Here is a 21,574-nt window from a genome sequence, read left to right as displayed (position 1 = left end):
TGAAAAAGAGGTATTTATGAAGAAGATAATATTATTGATGAGTATTTTTACAATAGTAAATATGAATGCTAAAAGTCGAAGCGAAATGATAAGTCAGGATTTATCAAAATTAGGAGTTTCTCAGGAAATAATATTAAAAACAATAGAACTGGATAAGGAAATACCTAATGTAGTGAGCGAACCTGACAGAGAAAAAGTAAAAAAATTGGCATTAAAGATTGAAGAATTGTTGAAAAAGAATGAGAAGAATTTTGTATTGTCAGAAAACTTGATAAATATTTATAATGCACTTGGAAAAAGTGATGCAGAGAAATTAAATAATTTAAAACGATATGAAAAATATAATCCTTATGAAGTGTCGAAATTGTTTTTTTCAAATATGTATTATTCCAACAAGGGAGATTTTGATTCTTACAATAAAAATTATGAAATACTTAAAGAAAAATATCCAGATTATTTGATTACTAGAATTGCTGTAACATATACAATAGGAGAGGATGCAATTTGGAATGTTATGCAAATAGATGAAAAAACAGCACTTGCAAGTTTAAATTCTATTATGAAAATGTGTGATGATAAGAAAAAAACGGAAGAATCACATATTTCTGATGAACAGGCTTGGGCGTATAAATTAACAATGGGATGGTTTGCAATAAGTTTCTATTTAAATGAGAATCGTACACAGGATGCAATTAATTTTTATTATGAAAATTTTGAAGGAAAAAATAAGCCTAATAAAGAAATATTAGATTATAGTAAGTATCAAAATTGGTTTATAAAATCAGAGTTGGCAAGGGCAAATAAAAATGATTTCTATAATAATAAAAAATTGTTTGAAGAAAATTTAAAAAAAATAAATATGTTTGATTGATATTTTAAAAATAGCTAATTATTGCAAAAGTAACAATATAAAAATTCAATAAAAGAGTTTTTATCTAAAATATTATTGTTAAAAATTTCAGATTTTAACAAATGATAAAAAATTTTAAAAATAAAGGGAGAAAATAACTATGATAGAAATTTTTCCAGCAATAGATTTACATAACGGACAGGCAGTTAGATTAAGACAAGGAGATTATAACCAAGTGGAAGTGTTTTTTAAAAATCCTGTTGAAGTTTTGGACTTTTTTAATAAAAATAATTCAAAAAATCTTCATATTGTGGATTTGGATGGAGCAAAAGATGGGAATACAAAAAATTATGAGGTTATAAAAGAATTGGTTGAAAAAAGTGATTTTTTTGTTCAAGTAGGTGGCGGAATCCGTGATGAAGAAAGAATAAAAAAATATATTGAATTAGGAGTAGATCGTGTTATTTTGGGAACGATTGCCGTTGAAAATGAAGAATTTTTGAAGGAAATGGTAAAAAAATATGGCGATAAAATTGCAGTTTCTGTAGATGCGAAAGATGAGAAGGTTGCAGTTAAAGGATGGACTGAAACTGTAGAATTGAACTCGGTTGAATTTTGCAAAAAATTATCGGATATAGGTGTGCAAACAATAATTTATACCGATATTTCAAAAGATGGAATGTTAAGCGGAACAAATCTTGAAATTTATAAAAAATTGTCAAAAGTAGTTAATTCAGATATTATTGCTTCAGGCGGAATTACATTTTTAGATGAGATTAAAGAGCTTAACAAAAATCATATTTATGGAGCAATTGTAGGAAAGGCAATTTATTCAGGAAATCTTGATTTGAAAGAAGTACTCAGCATTAGTAAATAATATTTTAAAAATTATATAAATGAAATTAAAAATCTAAATATTGTAAATCTGTTTGATAACAAAAAATTATAATATAGCAAAGGGGAAAGGCCCCTTATCATAGAAAAATATTAAGTTATTGAACAACATCTACTAAAAGAAAGTTGGTATAAAAAAATGCTTGCAAAGAGAATTATTCCCTGTTTGGATGTGAGAAATGGAAAAGTTGTAAAAGGAGTTAATTTTACTGGTATAAAAGAAGTTGATAGTCCAGTTGAATTGGCTAAATTTTACAATAAATCTGGGGCTGATGAGCTTGTTTTTTATGATATTACGGCTTCGGTTGAGGAAAGAGGATTGTTTACAGATATTTTGAAAGAAGTGGCAAGTCAAATATTTATTCCGCTTACTGTTGGCGGTGGAATAAATACTTTGGATGATTTTGATAGAGTTTTGAAAGCTGGAGCTGATAAAGTAAGTGTCAATTCTGGGGCAATAAGAAATCCAAAATTGATTGAAGAAGCTGCAAAAAAATATGGAGATCAATGTGTTGTTTTGTCAGTCGATGTAAAACGAGTTGATGGTAAATTTAAAGTTTTTGCAAAAGGCGGAAGAGAAAATACTGGAATTGATGCAATAGAGTGGTTTGTAAATGGTCAGGAAAATGGTGCTGGAGAAGTTGTTGTAAACAGTATTGACACAGATGGAGTTAAAAATGGATTTGACTTAGAATTACTTGAAATTTTATCAAAAAAGTTGTCAATTCCAATAGTTGCATCAGGCGGAGCTGGAAATATGGAGCATTTTAAAGATTTATTTAAAATTCCAGGAATTGATGCGGGACTTGCAGCTTCGATTTTTCATTTTAAGGAAGCGGAAATTATGGAGTTGAAAAAATATTTGAAGAGTAATGGTGTTGAGATGAGAATTTGATATTTTTTAATAAGAAAAATTTTGAAAATGAACTAAGAGGAAATTATTATGAAAAAAGAAGAAATTTTAAAAAAATTAAAAGAAATTAATAAAAAGAAATATTCAATTTTAAAATTAGGACTTTTTGGTAGTTTTTCTAAAAATAGTGATACTGCTAATAGTGATATCGATATTCTTGTAAAGATGGAATTTAAAAAGGGAATGTATCAAAATTTTTGTAATTTACACAAAAAACTTGAAGAAATTTTTCAAAAAAAAGTGGATTTAGTTGATGAAAGTATGTTTGAGTATAAATTTAAAAATCCAAAAGTTCAGAAATCTAAAGATGAAATAAAGGAAGAAATTTTACGGAGTGTAATTTATGTGTAAAAGGAAGAGAAATGGAAGATTTATTAAAATATATTTACTTATTGAGAGAAAAATTAAAATATTAAAATAAATAATTTTAGAAAAGAGGTAAAAATGAATATAGAGCAAATAAAATTTGATGAAAAAGGGCTTGTTCCTGCGATAATACAGGATTATTATACAAAAGAAGTATTGACACTTGCATATATGAATAAAGAAAGTCTTGAAATAACTTTAAGAGATAAGAAAACTTGCTTTTTTAGCAGAAGTAGACAAGAACTTTGGCTAAAAGGGGAAACTTCGGGGAATTATCAGCATGTTGTTTCGGTAAAATATGACTGTGATGCAGATGCTTTGCTTGTGGAAGTAAAAAAAGATGGGCCTGCTTGCCATACTGGTGCTGAGAGCTGCTTTTTTAATTCATTGTTTGAAGCAGAAGATTATAGCAGTTTTACGCCTGAAAAACTTTATGAATTGATAAAAGATAGAAAAATTAATCCAAACGAAAAATCTTATACGACTTATTTGTTTGAAAAAGGGCTTGATAAAATTTTGAAAAAAGTTGGAGAAGAATGTACGGAAGTTATAATAGGGGCTAAAAATAACGATAATGATGAATTGAGATATGAAATTGCAGATTTATATTATCACACTTTAGTTTTAATGATTGAGCAAGGGCTTACTATTCAAAATGTGAAAGATGAACTGGCTAAAAGACATGTTATTGACCATAAAGTTAAACAGGAAAAAATGGGTGGTGAAAAGTAAAAATAATTAAAGGAGCTGATAAAAATGCAAATTAAAAAAATAATTTTCCCATCAAATCTTCATGCTCATACATTTTATTGCGATGGTAAAAACAATGCTGAAGATTATATTCTAACAGCAATAGAAAAAGGATTTACAAGTGTTGGCCTTTCAGGGCATTCTTTTACAAAATTTGATACGGAATATTGTATGTCTGAAAAAGGTACATTAGAATATTTGAGAGAATTAAAAAATTTGAAAGAGAAATATAAAGATCATATTCAGGTTTATATTGGAATTGAAGCTGATTTCTATTCGGGATTTAATCCAAAACTTGATGAAAATTTAGGACTTGATTTTAGAATTGGATCAGTTCATTATATAAAGGATAAAGAAAAAGAGGAGTATTACTGTGTTGATAATATGCCTGAACTTTTAGAGTACGGAATAAAAAATTATGCAAATGGAGATGAAAAGGCATTTATTGAAGCATATTTTGATAATATTGTAGAAATGGTGCACACTCAAAAGCCTGATATTATTGGGCATTTAGATTTGGTAAAAAAATTTAATAAAGATTTTAAATATTTTGATGAAAGTGCTGAATGGTATAAAAATAAAGTCGAATATGTACTGGATGAAATTGCTAAATCTGAAGCAATTGTTGAAATTAATACAGGAGGAATGTCACGTGGATGGACTCAGACACCTTATCCAAGTTCTTTTATACTTGAAAGAATTTTAGCTAAAAATATTCCAGTTACCATTTCTTCTGATGCACATGAAACTAAAAACATTGATTTTTATTTTGATGAGAGTTTGGAAATTATACGAAAAATTGGATTTAAAAGTGTTAAAATATTAAAAGATGGAAAATTTCAGGATTTTAATATTTAAAAATTGATATTTAAAAACAGGACATAATGGGGTGATAAAATGTTATTAGGTGGAAATGAAACTACAAAAAAAATTGATAATTATGCGATTAGTGAATTGAAGATACCGAGTATTGTGCTTATGGAAAATGCAGCGATTTCATTTACAAAGCATATTGGAAAGAATGAAGATAATTTTCTTATTATTTGTGGAAAGGGAAATAATGGAGGCGATGGATATGCAATTGCACGACAATTATTTTCAAAAGAAAAACAAGTTAAGATTTTTTGTATTAGTGATGAAAATATGAGCAATGACTGTTCTGTAAATTATGAAATTTGTAAAAATTTAGGAATTGAAATTTTTTATAAGTTGGAAGAATTAGATAAGCTGCTTTTAGAATGTGATGTTGTTGTTGAAGGGATTTTTGGAACAGGGTTAAATTCAGAAATAAAAGGCATTTATAAAGATATTATTTTGAAGATAAATGAATATTCTAAAAATAAAAAAGTTTATGCGATTGATATTCCATCCGGAATTAATGGCGATACTGGAGAAATAATGGGAGTATCTGTTAAAGCTGATGTTACCATTTCTTTTGTCACATATAAAAAAGGCTTTTTAAAATCAGATATAAAAGAATATTTGGGAAAAGTGATTATTGAAAATATTGGATTGAATAAAAATAATATTGATCATATTGTCAGTGAATATTACTTGACATCTGAAATAATAAAAGGTTTTCATATAAAAAGAGATGAAAATTCTCATAAGGGAGATTTTGGGAAAGTATTAATCTTTGCTGGAAGTAGTGGATTCTATGGTGCAGGGAATATTGTGGCAAAATCGTGTGTGAGAAGCGGAGCTGGACTTACTACTGTAATTACTGATAAAAATAATTTTTCACTTAACGTATTTGTTCCTGAAGCTATGAGTTTTCCGATAAATTTTGAAAATATAGAAGAAAATTTTGAAAAACTGGAAAATGAAATCTTAAATAGTGATGTAATCGCTATTGGGCCTGGAATTGGAAAAAGTCAGAAAGCATTAAAAATATTTGAAAAGCTAATTAGTATTGATAAAAATAATAAAGGAAATGTGATAAAACTTGTGCTGGATGCAGATGCCTTGAATTTATTGTCTGAAAATAAAGAACTTTTTGAAAAAGTAAAAAATAGAAGTGTGTTAACCCCACATTTAGTTGAATTTTCAAGATTATCAGGATTTTCTCCAGAAGAAATTAATAAAAATAAATTTGAAATAGTAAAAGATTTTGCTCAAAAATATGAAATAACTTTACTTTTAAAGGGGAAAAATACAATTATTACAAATGGGAAAACTCTTTTTGTGAATAGTACAGGAAATTCCCGTATGGCAAATGGAGGAATGGGAGATTGCTTGACTGGCATAATTTGTTCATTGGCGGGGCAAAAATACGGGTTAGTAGAATCTGCTTGTATAGGAGCATATTTGCATGGTAAAATAGCTGATAAGTTGGTAGAGCAACAGTATATTGTAAATGCAAGTCATATTATTGAAAATATTTCAGAATGTATGAAAGAAATTTTTGAAGTGTAATTTAATTTTTAAGGTGAGAAACTTAATGAGAAGTATTTACAATATTATTGATTTTGAGAATAGCAGAAAACGAGAATGTGAGAGTGATTATTTTAATTCTAAATTTTTTGAAACGTTTCCAACTAAATATGAAAAACTATTGCGAGAATATGAAGTTATTTTGTTTAAAGGCAATGTAAAAACTTCATTTTTGAGTATGAATTTTTCTGATGATTTTCTTTATGATGGAGAATACAGTTTTGTTGAAAGAATTTTTTTAACTTTGTTTGGAATTATTCGTTTAAAAGATTCAGAGAAAAGTTTTGATAATTTTATTGATTTTGAAAAAATAAAAAAATTTAAAGAGATATTTGATAAAATATATAGAGAAATTTTTAATGAAAAAATTGATAAAGGGGATAAAAAAGTTATAGATTTTATGAATGAATTAAAACTGGAAATTTCTAAAGTTTTGAAAAGATTTTCATCGGAAGAAGTTAAAGAATATCGAGAGATTATCAAGGAGTATGCTGGGACAACTTGGGAAAAAATGAAAAAGCTAAGAAAGAAATCTGAAAGTTTATTTCACAAAAAGATTTTATTATATAAACTTGTCAGCTTGGAAAATTTATTGAATATTCAATATGAGAGACATTTTTTACAAAATTATGTTTGTATTTGGAATGATCTGTACTTAGATAACGATTATGACGATAATGGAGCATTTTCAAATTTATTTTTTCTTAATAAAATTGATAAAGGTATTTATTTTGCAGATGATATGGTACTTTTCTCATTTGAGTTGGTAAAAGTTGCAAAGAGTTTTGATGAATTTATGGATAATATTGAAAAATTTAATTTGGCTAGTTATAGCCGATTTTTTAAAAAATAAATAGCAGTTTTTACTAAGATACGACAAATTAAAATTATATTTTTACTAATATAAAATTAAATAAAGAAAAAAACAAAATAAATAGAACTATAATAACATATCTAAACACAAATTATTAAAAAAACATTTGAAAAAACAAAGGAAATGTAGTATACTATAACATATATTTGACTTTAATTAATAAAAGAAGGAAGAAGGAAAGAAAAATGGCATTATTTTCTAGTGATAAAAAAGTAAAGGAAAAAAGAGAAAACACAGGATTTAACGGACAATTTTCAGCAGATAATGATGAAAATACACATGGAACTAGTACAATTTCAATGGAAACAACAATAACAGGAACTATTGAAACAAATTCTGTATTTAATATGGAAGGTGTATTAAATGGTGATATTAAAGGAAATAAACTCGTTCATGTTGGAAAAACTGGGCAAGTAAAAGGAAATATTACTGCTGAAACAGTTGTTGTAAATGGAGAAGTTTCAGGAGAAATTATAGCTGATAAAGTTGAAATTGGAAATACAGGAAAAGTTTATGCTACAATAACATCGGCTGTATTTGTAATTCAAGAAGGCGGAATATTTGAAGGAAGAAAAAAAATAAAAATAGCTCTCATAAAAGAAGAAGATGACAAAAATAAGAAAGAAAATAAAAACAACGAAAAAAATCCAAAAGCTAAAGTAGAAGTTGCTGAAAAAAACAGCAATGAATTATAAAATTATAAAAAATTAACTATAAGTAGTCATAGATTTTATTTATTAAATTTATGACTATTTTTTTTGAAATTAATTTTCAGCATTGCTCTTTTTTCACTATACATTAAATTGAAATTATGATAAAATCTAATAAGTAAATTAATTAATATTACAATTCCTCAGTTTTAATTAGGTGGGGTTGAGTATATAAAATAAATAAAAAAGGAACGAAAATTGATGAAATTTATTACAGAAAATTTAGAAGAAATAAAGGAGATTATTGAATATGGTATTAATGTAAAAATTCTTGATTATCATAAAAGTTTTCAGAAAATAAAAGATAAAAAAAATATCGTTATTTTAGGAAATTTTGATGGTGTTCACAAGGGACATCAAGTAATTTTGAAAAAAGCGGTAAAAAAAGCAAAGGAAAAAGGGATAAAAACATTAGTTTACACGTTTAATGAATATCCTAAAAATCAAAAAATCAAAATAACGACTTGTTCTGAAAAGGCATACTTATTAAACGAAAACAAAATTGATTATCTTTATTTGGACCAATTTGAAAAAGTAAAGAATTATTCGCCTGAAGAATTTGTAGAAAAAGTAGTCGCAAATGATTTGAATGCGGATGAAGTTTACTGTGGTTTTAATTTTACTTTTGGAAAAGGTAAATCTGGAAATATCGAAACGCTTGAAAAATTATTAAAACAAAGAAATATAAAATTAAATGTACAAAAAGCTGTACTAGATGAAAATGGAAAAATCATAAGTAGTACACGAGTTAGAAATTATATAAAAAAAGGAAACTTTGAAAAAGTTAGAGAGCTTCTTGGACATAATTTTATTATTCTTGGAGAAGTTGTTTATGGAAAACAGCTTGGAAGAGTTATAGGTTTTCCAACAGCTAATTTAAAATTTGAAAATAAAATTTATCCAGAATTTGGAGTTTATGGAGTAAAAATTCATATTCAAGGTGATGAAAAAATTTATAATGGAGTTATGAATATTGGACGGAATCCTACAGTTGATGTTGGAGTGCTTAGTGTTGAAACTAATATTTTTGATTTTAATGAAGATATTTATGGAAAAATTATTTTGATTGAAGTTCTAGAAAATATTCGATATGAAAAAAAATTTGGTTCAGTAGAAGAATTAAAGGAACAAATTGGAAAAGATGCAAATTATTGGAAAAATAAAATTTTAGACAGATAGATAAATATCAAAAATAAGAAGAAAACAGGTAAAATATGGAAAATATAATAAAAATAAAAATTGAAAATTTTGAAGGGCCTCTTGATTTGCTTATTCATTTAATTGAAAAAAAGAAGATGGATATAAATTCGATAAATATTTCACAAATAATAGATGATTATTTGAATTACATTCATGCACAAAAAGAATTGAATTTAAAAATAAAAGTTGAATTTTTGATAATGGCAACTGATTTGATTGAAATTAAGGCTTATTCAATACTAAATAGAGATAATAAAAAATTTGAAAAAATCGAAAATTTAGAAAAAAAGATAATTGAATATCAGTTATTTAAAGAGATTTCTGAATTGTTTTCAAAATATGAAAATGAGTACAATATTCCTTATCAAAGGTCGAAAATAGAAAACATGGATAACAGTGAAAAAATAATTGAATATGATATTTCAAGCCTAAATTTAGATAATTTATTCAAAAGTTTAAAAAATTTGATTAATGCAAAAATAACTAAAAAAGATGGTTCTGAAGAAAGAATGATTTTAAATTTAGAAGATGATAATTATTCAACAGAAGAAGCTCATAATGAAATTTCTGAAATTATAAAAAAAAATCAAAAAGTCGAGTTCAATCATCTGTTAAAAAATAAATTTTCTAAATCTAGAATAGTAACTTTATTTCTTTGTATTTTAGATATGTTTAAAAATGGAGAAATTGATATAATTGTAGAAAAAAATATTTTTTTTATTGAATCCATAAAAAATAAATAAATAAAAAATTAAAAGAAAGGAAATTAAATTTTAATGTTTAAATCTAGTTTTATAGTAATGATAATAAATATGTTAAGTCGAATTTTAGGACTTATAAGAGAAATGATTATCGGAAGCATTTTTGGAGCAACTGGAATGACCGATGCCTATGTCAGTGCCACAAAAATCCCAAATTTTTTTACAACATTATTTGGAGAAGGATCTTTAGGAACTGTATTTATCCCAATTTACAACCGTGGAATGGAAGAAGAAGGAAAAGAAAGAACAGATGATTTTGTGTTTTCACTTTTAAATTTAATAATCGCATTTACATCGACACTTTCAGTAATTATGATATTTTTTTCCAAGCAAATTTTAAAAGTGACAACAGGTTTTGACGATCCAAAAAGATTTGATGCAGCAAATAATTTACTAAAAATTGTAGCTTTTTATTTTTTGTTCATTGCACTATCTGGAGTTGTGTCATCACTATTAAATAATTACAAAAAATTTGCAGTTTCAGCATCAATGGGAATTGTATTTAATTTAACAATTATAATAGGAACTTTGCTATTAAAAAACAAAATGGGAATTTATGGACTTGGTGTAGCTTATTTACTTTCTGGAGTTTTTCAATTAGTAATAATGTTGCCACAATTTTTTCAAATCATGAAAAAATATAAATTCATTTTAAACTTAAAAGATGAATATGTAAAAGAAATGTTTATTTTAATGGCTCCAACATTAGTCGGAATTTTTGGTTATCAAATAAATGAAATCGTTGACAACAGATTTGCAACTTCGTTACCAGCAGGAACTGCAAGTGCATTAAATTATGCGAGCAGATTATATTTGCTTCCAGTAGGAGTTTTTGCAATTTCACTAGCAGTTGTGATTTTTCCAACATTGTCTAAAGCAGTCGTAAAAAATGATAACAGAACAGTAAGAAGAGTTATACATCAAGGATTGTATATGTTGTCGTTTCTAATTGTACCATCAAGTGTAGTTTTATTTGGATATGCAAAAGAAATAGTAAGATTAGTTTATGAAAGAGGAAAATTTAATGCAGGAGCTGTAAAAATTACTTCAGAAACTTTGCAATTTTATGCCTTAGGACTTTTGTTTTTTTCAACAATACATTTACTTACAAGAAGCCACTATGTTTACAAAGATAGAAAATTACCAGTAATTTCATCATTTACAGCAATATTTACAAATATAGTACTAGATGCCCTTTTGTATAAACAATACAGACACGTAGGCTTGACATTTGCAACTTCGTTTTCAGCTATGATAAATTTTATAATTTTGTATATTTCATTAAATAAAAAATATGTGAAATTAAGAAATTTAAAATATATTGCAATTTTGGGAGTAACATTTGTAACTTCAATGATTTCATATTGGATTTCAATCTTAATAAAATTTCAAAATAAATATGGTATTATAGTAAATTTAGCAATATTTACGATAATATATTTGATTATTTGGTTTATTTTGATCTATATTTTTAGAAAAGATTTGATAAGAAAAGTTTTAAAAAATAAAAAAAATGGAATGATAAATTATGGTAAAAGAAAAAATTAGATATACAAAGACAGGAAAACGAATAGAAGTTTATGAATTTAAAGCTAAACTGCATCAAAAAGTGGTAATGAGTAAAAATCAATTTGAAGAACATATTTTTCCAAAACACCCTGAAATTTCTCTGGAAATAATAAAAGAAGTATTAGAAAATCCAGATTTTGTAACAAAACAGTCAAAATCTCGTAAAGAGCATTTTTATCAAAAAAAAATCGGAAAACTAATTTATTTCGTAGTAATTTCACAACACAAAAACGTTAAAAACCTCAGATTCGTTCTAACAGCCTTTATGGCAAAAGATGAAAATTTTCTAAAAGAAAAAAATATACACTATAGATATAAAAAATAACTCTTAAAAAAAATCACCGCGTAAAAAGCCGTACAATCGCTTAAAATTGATTAAGCCATACTTTTTATCGTCGATGATTTTTTATTGCTTCAAATCGCCTTATTTTTATAAAAGTAGATTTGAAGTATTTTTCTAATCTTATATTAGAACTTTTTCTATTTATGTGAACCTTAAATAGAATTTTCTTCTATACACACTATAAAATAATGGTTTTATTACTATTTTAAAAATCCTAAAGTTCTATAAAAGTTCTATTTTTTTAGTTTTTTTCAAAATTTTTTCTATCTTAATTTCAATATTTTTCCTTTATATTTATAGTATAGCACTTAAATTTTAATAATTCAACCATTATTATTTAACTTTTTCATAAGTTGTTTATTAGCATCTTTATACAAATGAGAATAAGTATTTATGGTAGTTTGTAGATTATCATGTCCTAGGCGTTTGCTGATTGCAGTAATGTCAGCTTGAATAAATAGCAAATATGAAGCATGAGAATGTCTAAAATCATGAAGTCTTATTTTTTCAACATCGGCTTGAATACTGTACTTTTCCAAAATATATCGTAATTGAGTTTTTTTTAAATTAAAGATTCTTTGAGATTTCAAATCTTTTTTTGATAATTCTAACTCAAATTTAGAAAAATATGATTTTAAATCTGAAATAAGATTTTCAGGAAGAAGAACTTTTCTTATTGATCCTAAAGTTTTTGGAGCGGTTATATATTCTTTTTTCTTTATATGTGAAATAGTTTTATTCACATCTATAAATTTTTCTTCCAAATCAATGTCATCAAATGTAAGAGCTAAAACTTCTCCAATTCGTAATCCAGTCCAAAACAAGACTTTAAATATAATAATCGCATCTGAATATTTACCATTTTTTTCTTTATTTTTTGATTCAAGAAAATTTATAAATTTATTAAAATCATCCACTGACCAGATTTTCATTTCAGAACGATTTTTTTTACTTCCAAATGCCCCTAAATTTTTACAAGGATTTTCATTCAATCCTTGATATTTTGCAGCCCAATTAAACAAACTTTTTAAAGCTGCATAAATATTAGCTTTAGAATTCTCGCTAAACGGCTTTCCATTTTCATTTTTCTTTTCCAGCATCTCATTTTGCCATTCCCGTATCATATAGGAATTAATTTTGCTAATCTCAACATCGCTAAAAAAAGGCAATATATGTAACCTAAAAAAATTTTCCACAGTATTGATAGCTGTAGGTTTATGTCTTTTGCTATAATCCTCAAAATAAAGTTCATACAACGATTGAAATGACATATTTACAGATTTAGCAATTTTTTTCTTAAATTCATATTCATATTCCTGAGCTTCCTTTTTCTTCTTAAACCCAGTTTTTTTGTACTTTTTATTTACACCCTTGTAATCTTTAGCATAAAACATCGCATACCATGTCTTTTTATCTGCGTTATAATAAACTGGCATTTTTAATCTCCTTAATTTTTGATCTTAAATAATTATATCATATTTTTATCTCTACATAATAGAAAAATTTATCTCGATTTTTTTGATTTTGTGTGATATACTTAACTTGAGATAGGATGTGAAAATATTTAATGAAAGTAAAATTAAAAGAAAATGGAACGATTCATGAAGTTTTTGGAATTGTTATTTTAGATAATCGAAAAAAATTGTTTTTATTATATAGTAATTTTGAAGTTCTTGATACAGAGTTAGAAATTATAGATGGAAGGATACCTTTTGATTGGCATTGGAAAATAATAAATAAAGAATGGTGTAAGATAATTATAGGTCCAAAAAAATTGACAAAAAATCTTATTTATGCTGCATATCATTGGGAAGGAGAAGAAGCTTTAGAATACAAAAAATTACAATCTGATGAAATGAAGAAAAATTGGCAAAAAAATTTAGAATATTATGATGAGGTTTTAAATTATAGCAATATTTTCGATAATATGCTATATAAGTTTGAAAGATAAATAAGGAGTTTATATGAAAATAAGATATAAAAATATAGATTATTTAGTAATGGGAATATGTTATTTTAAAAATAATAAGGAATTGCATTATTTAATAGAAGAAAAAAAAATAAAATGGATTTCAGAAATTTTTATTGAAGTAGAAAAATCCAAAATACCATTTAATTGGTCTCTTTCATTAGAGAATAATTCAAAATATGATTTTTTGTGTGGTTATTATGAACTATGTAATTTGCCCGAGCATTTTGAAGGAATTATATTGGGAAATAAAAAGGATTTGGAAATTTTCAAAAAAAGAAAGAAAGAATTGGAATTATGGTTAGAAAAATTAGATTATTATAACAAAGAAATAACTTTTGAAAAAATTCTTTCAAAAATTAAATTGTAGTTCTCCATTTATAAAATTTTTACATTACATAACATACATTAATTAAGATGGAGTAATATGTAATAAATATAAATAATAAAATATAATATAAAAATCTATTCTATCGCATACTTTTGCCAAACACATTTCATAAATTACTACTAGCATTCACATTATTATTCATTCTTTAGATAGATTTTTTCATAATTTTTAAGACTTATTCCATTACTTAAAATTTATATAATTCATAAATTAATTTTTGAGGAATTTTCTTATCCAATTTCCATAATATTTTCATTGGTTTATCGCCTTGACTGCTGTAATATTGTGCATTTCCTAGATAGATAAAAGGATTTGTCTTGTTTCCATTCATAAAAGCATATTTTCGTATAAAAATGTGAACCTTAAAACCTTTTTCTTTATGATGAATAAACATTTGTCCAACACTTGAATTATGAGAAGTTTTTGGTTGACTTATCCACTGAATAATATCATCTGCAAATAATGAATTATCATACTTTAAATTCTCTTGAAAAATGTGCGTTTTATCAATTGTCGCAAATAAGCAAATATCTTTATCAGTATTCGCATAACCAGCTCTCCAGCTGCCTTTTGGCACCTTAGAATCAAGCAATATTTGCAATTCAACCCGCTTGTATTCTTTATACGAAATGAGAATATTTTCGTTAAATTCATCTAAATCATTTCTTTTAAATTCATTCAAACCTAGATGAATTAATTGTTTCAATCGATTTATGAAATTTAATTTATTTTCTTTTTGTTGAGATTTCATATTGTTTTTTTCATTTAATTTTTTATTTGAAAATAAATTTTTATATTTTTTTGAAAATTTATAGCCATAAAGACTTTTTTCTAAAATCTCATCTTCTATTAATTCTTCAAATATTCGATTTAATAAGTAATGTTTTTCAAAATTTCTTTTAATATCAAAAAATCTCTTATATTTGTTTAATAAATCACTATTATTAATATACTCTTTTCCAGTCGCTAAATAATCAATAATTAAAAAGGTAAATGGCTCAACAAGTGTTATTTTCTTTTCTAAATATTCTAAAAATTCAATTTCAGTTGTATTTAATGGATTTTTCTCATTTTCATTTTTAAAAATTTTAGAATCTTCAAATTGTAATTGAGCATTATAAAATGAATGCATTTTTAGGCATAATTCCTGAAATAGCTCAATATTGGTATCAAAATCTGCTATTTGCAAAAACTCATTTTCAGATTTTCCAATTTCAGCTTTATAATCTAAATACATTTCCTTTAAAATATTTTTTGAACTAAAATTAATCTTTTCTATTTTTTCAATAATGCGATTTTGGCAAATTCTATCTAGCTCCACATAACAAGATTTTGGAATATTTGAAAATTGATTTTTAATTTCATTAATAATTTTTTCTTTTTTTGTGAATAAAGTATCTTTATTATCAACTTCACTTGAAAAATAATTTATTAATAAATAATCTTTTTTGTGATTTCCAATAAAATCAATAATTGTTACAAAGTCTTTATTTTTAGCCTTTCTCAATCCTCTCCCAATTTGCTGTATAAAAATTGTTGACGACATTGTGGGACGTAAGAATAGCAGTAAATTAATTGTTGGAATATCAATTCCTTCGTTTAAAATATCTACTACGCATAAAATTTCAATTTTTTTGTTTTTGAATTTTTCTAAAATTTCTGATCTTTCGTTTGAACTTGTATTTGCTGTGATCACAGCTGATTTATAACCTTTTTTTGAAAATTCTTCCTTCATAAAAAAAGCATGCTCTATATTCTGGCAAAATGCAACAGCACTTAGTTCATCACCATCGAAGCCAAATTTATTGATTTTTTTAACAATGTAATCGGCACGTGTGTTCAATAATAAATTTTCTAATAATATTTTTTCATTGTATTTCCCATTTTTGTAAGGAATATTATCATAATTAATCGTATAATCATTTATTCCAAAATAATGGAAAGGAACAATCAAGTCTTCTTCCAAAGCCTCTTTTATTCCAATTTCATCTACTACGTTATAATCACAAAGTGATAGAATGTCTTTTCCATCCATACGTTTTGGAGTTGCTGTTAATCCTAATAGAAATTTTGGATTAAAATATGATAATGTTTTTAAATAACTGTCTGACATTGAATGATGAAATTCATCAACTATAACGTAATCAAAAAAACTAGGCTTAAATTCATTGTAACAATTTCTTAAAGACTGAATCGAAGCAAAAATTATACTTTTATCAATTTCCTTTAAACCGCCATAAATTCTTCCAAATTCATTTTTGTCAATTTTAAGAATTTTTGAAAAAACATTTATTGCATTTTCTAGCAACTCTTCACGATGAGCAATGAATAAAAATTTTATATTTGAAGTTTTTGATTTTTTATCATTTATTTTAAATAATTTATTTTCAGTATTGGAATTAATTTCAAAAAACTGTTTTATATCCATTGCGGCAAGATAAGTTTTTCCTGTACCAGTTGCAGAAATTACAAGGCCCTTTTTATTGCCGTTTATTCTAGTTTCTTTTAGTTTTTGCAAAACTCTTTTTTGCATGCTATTTGGTACAAATTCATTTTCTTGTTCAATTTTGGTTTTTCTATAATCAAAAGTATTTTGTACATTTACAGATTTTTTATATTTTTCATATTCATCAATAAAATCTTGTGTCAATTCTATCGCTTCATTACTATGCCACAGCTTCTCAAACTGATTTAACGATTTTCCATAAATATTAAAAAAACTGCTATCTGTCAGCTTCACATTCCATTCCTCTGCTGAATACAATGCACTTTGACTAATATTAGATGATCCGATTACAACACTATGATATTTTTCTTTTTCAAATAAATATGCTTTTGTGTGAAAACTCTCGCTTGAATTATTATAAATTTTTACCTTTATATTTTTATACGATAAAAGTTTTTGTAATGCCTTTGAGTCCGTAATATTCAAATAAACAGATGTTATAATTTCTCCTTGAATTCCTTGTTTTTCAAGTTCATCCAAAGTGCTTATTAATAACTGAATCCCTGAATATTTTATAAAACTTACAATAAAATAGAATTTTTTACAGTTTAGCAATTCCTGCTTTAAATAAATAAAAAAATTACGAAATTTAGCCTTTTCGTTTATAATTAATTCATTTATATTTCCGATTATATCTTTATTTTTTCGTTTTAACGGTAACTCAAAGTGAAAATCAGTATTTTGAATTTTTATTTTTTCTGATTCATCTGTAAATGCCTGATTTAACAAATACAATTGTTTTTCAGTAAATTCAATAACTTTTTGATAATCATTTTTTTCAATAAAATTAGAAATTTTATCTGAAAAAGTTTCCAGAACTTCAAATTCCAAATTTTCCTTGTATTCAGTCATTTCCAGAAAATTATCATTTTTTTCTTTTGCATTTACTAAATTACTTGACTCAGATTTCTTTGCTAAAATACTCATTTTCACCCCTTTTATTTTAATTAATTTTTACAAGAATTTAAGTTCTTTAAATTATTCTTTTTCTAAAAATTCTAAAATTCTCTTATTTCCAGTTTTATGCTTCATCATTTTAAAAAATATTCTAAACATTATTAAAACATCATAGTAACTTCCGTGTAACTGGCTTTCTTCAAATGGAACGTTGTAATAATTGGCACATTCCATAAGTTTTGGCCATTTGTAGTTTCCATAGGAAGAACCTGTTACTTTTACAATATCTATATTTGTTAGCATTGTATCAAATTGATTTTGCAATGGAAAATCTACAAAACTTCTGTCAAATTTTATGTTATGAGCGACAAAATGGCTTGTATCCTGACAAAATAAAAAGAAATTATCCATATCTTCCTTAAAAGTCAAAGGATATTCAATTCCTGTATTTTGAATAATATTTTTCCTTTCACTTAAAATTACATCATCTGTCAATCCATTTACATTAATTGCACCTTCATTTAACTCTTCGCCTTCATTTCTAAAATAAAATCTGTTAAATTCAGAAACTTTCTTCCATCTGTTTCTTTCATTCTCAGAATTTTCAGAATTATAATTAACTTTTATTGCAGACATCGACAAAACAGAACTTCCTTGAAATCCGTTTGTTTCCACATCAAAAAATATAATATTCTTATTTAATTTTATTTCTTTATTCACTATTTTCTCTTTCCTTTTTGTTTTTTCCTAAATCTAAATTTTACATCGAATAAACTTTTGGATTATTTAATCAATAGATATGTTCGATAATATAAAACTTTTTATCTATACTTTGCTTCAAAATACTTTTATTTTATAAATAGTTATCGAACAAGTCTAATTTTTATATTCATTTATACTAAGATAAATTAGTCATTTAATTTTAATACTGATAAAAACGCCTCTTGCGGAATTTCTACATTTCCAATCGCCTTCATCCGTTTTTTACCCTCTTTTTGTTTTTCTAATAATTTTTTCTTACGGGTAATATCTCCGCCATAACATTTTGCAAGGACATTTTTACGAAGTGCCTTTATTGTTTCTCTTGCAATTATTTTTGTTCCAAGTGCAGCTTGAAGCGGTATTTCAAATTGCTGTCTTGGAATTACATCTTTTAATTTTTCAACAATTGCACGACCTCTGTAATAGGCATTATCCTTATGTGCAATAAATGAAAAGGCATCTACTGGATTTCCACTTACCAAAATATCTACTTTTACCAAGTCTGATTCTTTGTATCCAATCATTTCATATTCAAATGAAGCATAACCTTTTGTACGTGATTTTAATTTATCATAAAAATCAATTACAATTTCTGCAAGTGGCAAGTCATAACTGATCATAGTTCTCGTTTCATCAAGATAATTCATATTGATAAATGTTCCTCTTTTTTCCTGACAAAGTTCCATCACATTTCCAACATAATCTTTTGGAACAATAATTGTACCTTTTACATAAGGCTCTTCAATGTATTTTTTCCCTTCTGGAAATTCTGCAGGGTTATCAATTACTATCATTTGTCCTTGTTCAGGTGTTACGTGATATTTAACAGACGGTGCTGTTGAAATCAAGTCAATGTTAAATTCACGACGCAATCTTTCTACAACTATTTCCATATGCAAAAGTCCTAAAAATCCACATCTGAATCCAAATCCTAACGCAAGCGAAGTTTCTGGAGCATACGAAAGTGATGCATCATTTAGTTGTAATTTTTCCAACGCTTCTCTTAAATCTTCGTAGTCATCTGTTGAAACTGGATAAATTCCAGCAAAAACCATACTTAGTGCAGGTCGATACCCTTCAAGTGCTGTACTTGTTGGATTTTGTACGTGTGTAATAGTATCTCCAACTTGAGTATCTTTAATTGATTTAATGCCAGTAATAATATATCCAACTGAACCAGCTGTCAATTCATCCGATTCTTTCATTTTAGGTGAGAAAATTCCAACTTCTAATACATCAAATTCTTTATCAGTAGACATAATTTTGATTCTGTCACCTTTTGCAATTTTTCCCTCAATTATTCTAACATACGTTATAACTCCTCTAAAATCATCATAATGCGAGTCAAAAATTAACGCTTTTAACGGATTATCAATTTCTCCTTTAGGAGCTGGAATATATTTAATAATTGCTTCCAATAGATCTTCAATTCCAAATCCAGTTTTTCCAGAAACAAGAACTGCTTCATCTGCAGGTAATCCTATAACATCTTCAATTTCCAATTTAACTTTATCAGGATCTGCAGATGGTAAATCAATCTTATTTATTACAGGCAATATTTCCAAATCATTTTCCAAAGCTAAATATACGTTTGCTAATGTTTGTGCCTCTATCCCTTGAGCAGCATCAACTACAAGCAAGGCCCCATCACAAGCTGCAAGCGATCTCGATACTTCGTAAATAAAGTCAACGTGTCCTGGAGTATCAATTAAATTTAACTCATAAGTTTCTCCGTTTCTAGCCTTGTATTTCAATGTAACTGCCTGTGCCTTAATAGTTATCCCTTTTTCCCTTTCTAAATCCATGCTATCTAACAGCTGATCTACCATTTCCCTTTGCGTTACAGTCCCTGTTTGTTCCAAAAGTCTGTCCGCAATAGTAGATTTTCCATGATCAATATGTGCAATTATCGAAAAATTTCTTTTATTCTTTTGATCCAACATTTATATTGTTTCCTCCGTTTACTCGTTTATTATTTGTTATATGTTTAAAATGAGCAACTATTCTATCCGAACTTAGTTACTCAATAAATAATATTTATATTATATAATAATTTTGCATTTTTTCATAGTCTTTGTGAAAAATATTTTATCAAAATTTAGTTATTTTACATTATATACAATTTCTTATAAAATCACTCTACTATTTTATTTAAATTATAAATTTATTTAACTTTTAACTAATTTCTAGATTGGAAAATAAAATAATTTACATTTGACAAAAATTCCCTAAAATACGATTTTGGAATTGAAATCAATGGCGTTTTCGCTGGAAGTCCGTAAATTTCATAATTTTCATTGCCAAATCCAACTTTTCTAGCAATATTTTTAGAACGGAAAATATGATAATCATTCGTTACAATCAATACTTTTATTTTTCGATTTTTTCCATTATTATTTAAAATATTTTTACCATCTTCAATATTTCTTATCTTCTCAAGACTAAATCTAAAATTCTCAACAGTATTCTTAGATTTGTCCTCCAAAATAATCCTTTCTTCATTAATTCCATTTTTCAAAAGTTCCCTTTTTATCGCCAATCCTTCTGCCACATTTTCATTTTTTCCTTGCCCACCAGTTGCAATAACCTTAACTTCTGGATTTTTCTTTAAATACTCCGTTGCAGCCTTTATTCTTTCCATAAGTGATTTAGCAGGCTTTTCTCCTTTTACTCTTGCCCCTAGTATTATTACATAATCTACTTTTTTATTTTCATTTACGGCTTTTCTATCAGTTGTGTATTCTTTTATTATAAAATATTGCACAAAGCAAAATAAAAAAACAAATATGATGATAGAAATTTTTATTAATATTACAATTGTATTCTTCATAAGTTTTCGATTGTAAAAATATCCTTTCTTAAAATAAAGGCTGTTCCATTTCTGAAACAACCGCTATAAAATAATTATTCTTTCACGATAGCTGTAAAATCACTCCAATCTTCAACTTTAAAAGCTCTAATATCCCTTACGGAATTTTTAAACCATTCGATAGATTTTAGTTTTGTTATGGCTTTATAAACTTCAGCTAAAGTATTTTTTTCAGTACTATTCACATATAAACTGCCTTGTGTCCACTCAAAACCCAGTATCTCCAATTCCTGTCGAATTTCATCGTAAGCCCTGTTATATGGATCCCCATAATTTTTTTTCAAATCATCAATTTTTAAATCAAATGCAATTGCATACATCTGTATCCCTCCTTTTTTAAATATTTTACAACAATATTTTAGTACATTTTACCATAATTGTCAATTTCTTGTTTTTATTTTTTTATTGATGTTTTATTTAAAAAATACTATAATAAATTATATAAAAACTATTGAAATATTTAAGAAAGACTAACTATAAAAAGTCAAGCATAAATTTTAAAGTTTTTAGATAAAAT

21 protein-coding genes are annotated in these 21,574 nt (G+C 25.9%); 15 read left to right on the top strand and 6 right to left on the bottom strand.

The window, feature by feature from the left end:
- Nucleotides 1-16 precede the first annotated feature (16 nt).
- The 13 genes from ACO409_RS04955 (at nucleotide 17) to ACO409_RS04895 (ending at nucleotide 11,645) form a co-directional block, all read left to right on the top strand.
- Nucleotides 17-871 carry a hypothetical protein gene (locus ACO409_RS04955; protein WP_485555394.1) on the top strand — a complete coding sequence of 285 codons (855 nt, stop codon included), beginning with the start codon at nucleotides 17-19 and terminating at the stop codon, nucleotides 869-871.
- Nucleotides 872-1,010: 139 nt separating this feature from the next.
- Nucleotides 1,011-1,727, top strand: a complete 717-nt coding sequence (hisA, locus tag ACO409_RS04950; RefSeq protein ID WP_485555392.1) for a 1-(5-phosphoribosyl)-5-[(5-phosphoribosylamino)methylideneamino]imidazole-4-carboxamide isomerase — start codon at nucleotides 1,011-1,013, stop codon at nucleotides 1,725-1,727.
- Nucleotides 1,728-1,883: 156 nt separating this feature from the next.
- The gene (gene hisF / locus ACO409_RS04945; RefSeq protein ID WP_485555390.1) at nucleotides 1,884-2,639 is read left to right on the top strand and encodes an imidazole glycerol phosphate synthase subunit HisF; all 756 of its coding nucleotides are present in this window, start codon (nucleotides 1,884-1,886) and stop codon (nucleotides 2,637-2,639) included.
- Between the two features lie 48 nt (nucleotides 2,640-2,687).
- Nucleotides 2,688-3,008, top strand: a complete 321-nt coding sequence (locus ACO409_RS04940; protein WP_485555388.1) for a nucleotidyltransferase family protein — start codon at nucleotides 2,688-2,690, stop codon at nucleotides 3,006-3,008.
- Nucleotides 3,009-3,101: 93 nt separating this feature from the next.
- Nucleotides 3,102-3,755, top strand: coding sequence for a bifunctional phosphoribosyl-AMP cyclohydrolase/phosphoribosyl-ATP diphosphatase HisIE (hisIE, locus tag ACO409_RS04935; RefSeq protein WP_485555386.1), 654 nt, complete (start codon nucleotides 3,102-3,104; stop codon nucleotides 3,753-3,755).
- 24 nt (nucleotides 3,756-3,779) lie between these two features.
- On the top strand, nucleotides 3,780-4,631 hold the full coding sequence (gene hisJ, locus ACO409_RS04930; RefSeq protein ID WP_485555384.1) for a histidinol-phosphatase HisJ: 852 nt from the start codon (nucleotides 3,780-3,782) through the stop codon (nucleotides 4,629-4,631).
- A 39-nt stretch (nucleotides 4,632-4,670) separates the two neighbouring features.
- Nucleotides 4,671-6,188, top strand: coding sequence for an NAD(P)H-hydrate dehydratase (locus ACO409_RS04925; protein ID WP_485555382.1), 1,518 nt, complete (start codon nucleotides 4,671-4,673; stop codon nucleotides 6,186-6,188).
- Between the two features lie 25 nt (nucleotides 6,189-6,213).
- Nucleotides 6,214-7,059 (top strand): hypothetical protein, encoded by an 846-nt coding sequence (locus ACO409_RS04920; protein ID WP_485555380.1) that lies wholly within the window; start codon nucleotides 6,214-6,216, stop codon nucleotides 7,057-7,059.
- Between the two features lie 206 nt (nucleotides 7,060-7,265).
- On the top strand, nucleotides 7,266-7,775 hold the full coding sequence (locus tag ACO409_RS04915; protein WP_485555379.1) for a polymer-forming cytoskeletal protein: 510 nt from the start codon (nucleotides 7,266-7,268) through the stop codon (nucleotides 7,773-7,775).
- 216 nt (nucleotides 7,776-7,991) lie between these two features.
- Nucleotides 7,992-8,969, top strand: coding sequence for a bifunctional riboflavin kinase/FAD synthetase (locus ACO409_RS04910; RefSeq protein WP_485555377.1), 978 nt, complete (start codon nucleotides 7,992-7,994; stop codon nucleotides 8,967-8,969).
- A gap of 35 nt (nucleotides 8,970-9,004) precedes the next feature.
- Nucleotides 9,005-9,733, top strand: coding sequence for a segregation and condensation protein A (locus ACO409_RS04905; protein WP_485555375.1), 729 nt, complete (start codon nucleotides 9,005-9,007; stop codon nucleotides 9,731-9,733).
- Between the two features lie 33 nt (nucleotides 9,734-9,766).
- Entirely contained in the window at nucleotides 9,767-11,299 is a 1,533-nt protein-coding gene (murJ, locus tag ACO409_RS04900) for a murein biosynthesis integral membrane protein MurJ (protein WP_485555373.1), read from the top strand.
- On the top strand, nucleotides 11,280-11,645 hold the full coding sequence (locus ACO409_RS04895; RefSeq protein WP_485555371.1) for a PBECR3 domain-containing polyvalent protein: 366 nt from the start codon (nucleotides 11,280-11,282) through the stop codon (nucleotides 11,643-11,645). The genes murJ and ACO409_RS04895 overlap by 20 nt, the downstream gene beginning before the upstream one ends.
- 341 nt (nucleotides 11,646-11,986) lie before the next feature.
- Here the strand turns inward: ACO409_RS04895 and ACO409_RS04890 are convergent, their stop codons facing one another.
- Complete coding sequence (locus ACO409_RS04890) at nucleotides 11,987-13,099, bottom strand: tyrosine-type recombinase/integrase (protein WP_485555369.1); 1,113 nt, start codon at nucleotides 13,097-13,099, stop codon at nucleotides 11,987-11,989.
- A 131-nt stretch (nucleotides 13,100-13,230) separates the two neighbouring features.
- On the opposite strand from ACO409_RS04890, the gene ACO409_RS04885 reads away from it, so the two are divergent.
- Both ACO409_RS04885 and ACO409_RS04880 read left to right on the top strand, forming a co-directional pair.
- A complete protein-coding gene (locus tag ACO409_RS04885) occupies nucleotides 13,231-13,614 on the top strand; it encodes a hypothetical protein (RefSeq protein WP_371466366.1) in 384 nt (127 codons plus the stop codon).
- A 13-nt stretch (nucleotides 13,615-13,627) separates the two neighbouring features.
- A complete protein-coding gene (locus tag ACO409_RS04880) occupies nucleotides 13,628-14,002 on the top strand; it encodes a hypothetical protein (protein ID WP_485555367.1) in 375 nt (124 codons plus the stop codon).
- A gap of 208 nt (nucleotides 14,003-14,210) precedes the next feature.
- Here ACO409_RS04880 and ACO409_RS04875 read toward each other — a convergent pair whose 3' ends face one another.
- The 5 genes from ACO409_RS04875 to vapD form a co-directional block, all read right to left on the bottom strand.
- Complete coding sequence (locus tag ACO409_RS04875; RefSeq protein ID WP_485555365.1) at nucleotides 14,211-17,456, bottom strand: DUF3427 domain-containing protein; 3,246 nt, start codon at nucleotides 17,454-17,456, stop codon at nucleotides 14,211-14,213.
- Nucleotides 17,457-17,507: 51 nt separating this feature from the next.
- Entirely contained in the window at nucleotides 17,508-18,146 is a 639-nt protein-coding gene (locus ACO409_RS04870; protein ID WP_485555363.1) for a 3'-5' exonuclease, read from the bottom strand.
- Between the two features lie 188 nt (nucleotides 18,147-18,334).
- Nucleotides 18,335-20,131 (bottom strand): translation elongation factor 4, encoded by a 1,797-nt coding sequence (gene lepA / locus ACO409_RS04865; protein WP_485555361.1) that lies wholly within the window; start codon nucleotides 20,129-20,131, stop codon nucleotides 18,335-18,337.
- 236 nt (nucleotides 20,132-20,367) lie between these two features.
- A complete protein-coding gene (locus tag ACO409_RS04860; RefSeq protein WP_485555359.1) occupies nucleotides 20,368-21,018 on the bottom strand; it encodes a YdcF family protein in 651 nt (216 codons plus the stop codon).
- Nucleotides 21,019-21,092: 74 nt separating this feature from the next.
- Nucleotides 21,093-21,377, bottom strand: a complete 285-nt coding sequence (gene vapD / locus ACO409_RS04855; protein ID WP_018497980.1) for an endoribonuclease VapD — start codon at nucleotides 21,375-21,377, stop codon at nucleotides 21,093-21,095.
- Between the last annotated feature and the right edge of the window lie 197 nt (nucleotides 21,378-21,574).

This window comes from Leptotrichia sp. (assembly GCF_057270615.1).
The sequence above is the reverse complement of the archived record's forward strand: the minus strand, read 5'-3'. Positions and strand labels throughout refer to the sequence as shown.

Excerpts from the sequence above, each read along its gene's own strand:
- ACO409_RS04955 (WP_485555394.1), top strand. The coding sequence starts at position 17 with ATGAAGAAGATAATATTATTGATGAGTATTTTTACAATAGTAAATATG.
- hisA (WP_485555392.1), top strand. The coding sequence starts at position 1,011 with ATGATAGAAATTTTTCCAGCAATAGATTTACATAACGGACAGGCAGTT.
- hisF (WP_485555390.1), top strand. The coding sequence starts at position 1,884 with ATGCTTGCAAAGAGAATTATTCCCTGTTTGGATGTGAGAAATGGAAAA.
- ACO409_RS04940 (WP_485555388.1), top strand. The coding sequence starts at position 2,688 with ATGAAAAAAGAAGAAATTTTAAAAAAATTAAAAGAAATTAATAAAAAG.
- hisIE (WP_485555386.1), top strand. The coding sequence starts at position 3,102 with ATGAATATAGAGCAAATAAAATTTGATGAAAAAGGGCTTGTTCCTGCG.
- hisJ (WP_485555384.1), top strand. The coding sequence starts at position 3,780 with ATGCAAATTAAAAAAATAATTTTCCCATCAAATCTTCATGCTCATACA.
- ACO409_RS04925 (WP_485555382.1), top strand. The coding sequence starts at position 4,671 with ATGTTATTAGGTGGAAATGAAACTACAAAAAAAATTGATAATTATGCG.
- ACO409_RS04920 (WP_485555380.1), top strand. The coding sequence starts at position 6,214 with ATGAGAAGTATTTACAATATTATTGATTTTGAGAATAGCAGAAAACGA.
- ACO409_RS04915 (WP_485555379.1), top strand. The coding sequence starts at position 7,266 with ATGGCATTATTTTCTAGTGATAAAAAAGTAAAGGAAAAAAGAGAAAAC.
- ACO409_RS04910 (WP_485555377.1), top strand. The coding sequence starts at position 7,992 with ATGAAATTTATTACAGAAAATTTAGAAGAAATAAAGGAGATTATTGAA.
- ACO409_RS04905 (WP_485555375.1), top strand. The coding sequence starts at position 9,005 with ATGGAAAATATAATAAAAATAAAAATTGAAAATTTTGAAGGGCCTCTT.
- murJ (WP_485555373.1), top strand. The coding sequence starts at position 9,767 with ATGTTTAAATCTAGTTTTATAGTAATGATAATAAATATGTTAAGTCGA.
- ACO409_RS04895 (WP_485555371.1), top strand. The coding sequence starts at position 11,280 with ATGGTAAAAGAAAAAATTAGATATACAAAGACAGGAAAACGAATAGAA.
- ACO409_RS04890 (WP_485555369.1), bottom strand. The coding sequence starts at position 13,099 with ATGCCAGTTTATTATAACGCAGATAAAAAGACATGGTATGCGATGTTT.
- ACO409_RS04885 (WP_371466366.1), top strand. The coding sequence starts at position 13,231 with ATGAAAGTAAAATTAAAAGAAAATGGAACGATTCATGAAGTTTTTGGA.
- ACO409_RS04880 (WP_485555367.1), top strand. The coding sequence starts at position 13,628 with ATGAAAATAAGATATAAAAATATAGATTATTTAGTAATGGGAATATGT.
- ACO409_RS04875 (WP_485555365.1), bottom strand. The coding sequence starts at position 17,456 with ATGAGTATTTTAGCAAAGAAATCTGAGTCAAGTAATTTAGTAAATGCA.
- lepA (WP_485555361.1), bottom strand. The coding sequence starts at position 20,131 with ATGTTGGATCAAAAGAATAAAAGAAATTTTTCGATAATTGCACATATT.
- ACO409_RS04860 (WP_485555359.1), bottom strand. The coding sequence starts at position 21,018 with ATGAAGAATACAATTGTAATATTAATAAAAATTTCTATCATCATATTT.
- vapD (WP_018497980.1), bottom strand. The coding sequence starts at position 21,377 with ATGTATGCAATTGCATTTGATTTAAAAATTGATGATTTGAAAAAAAAT.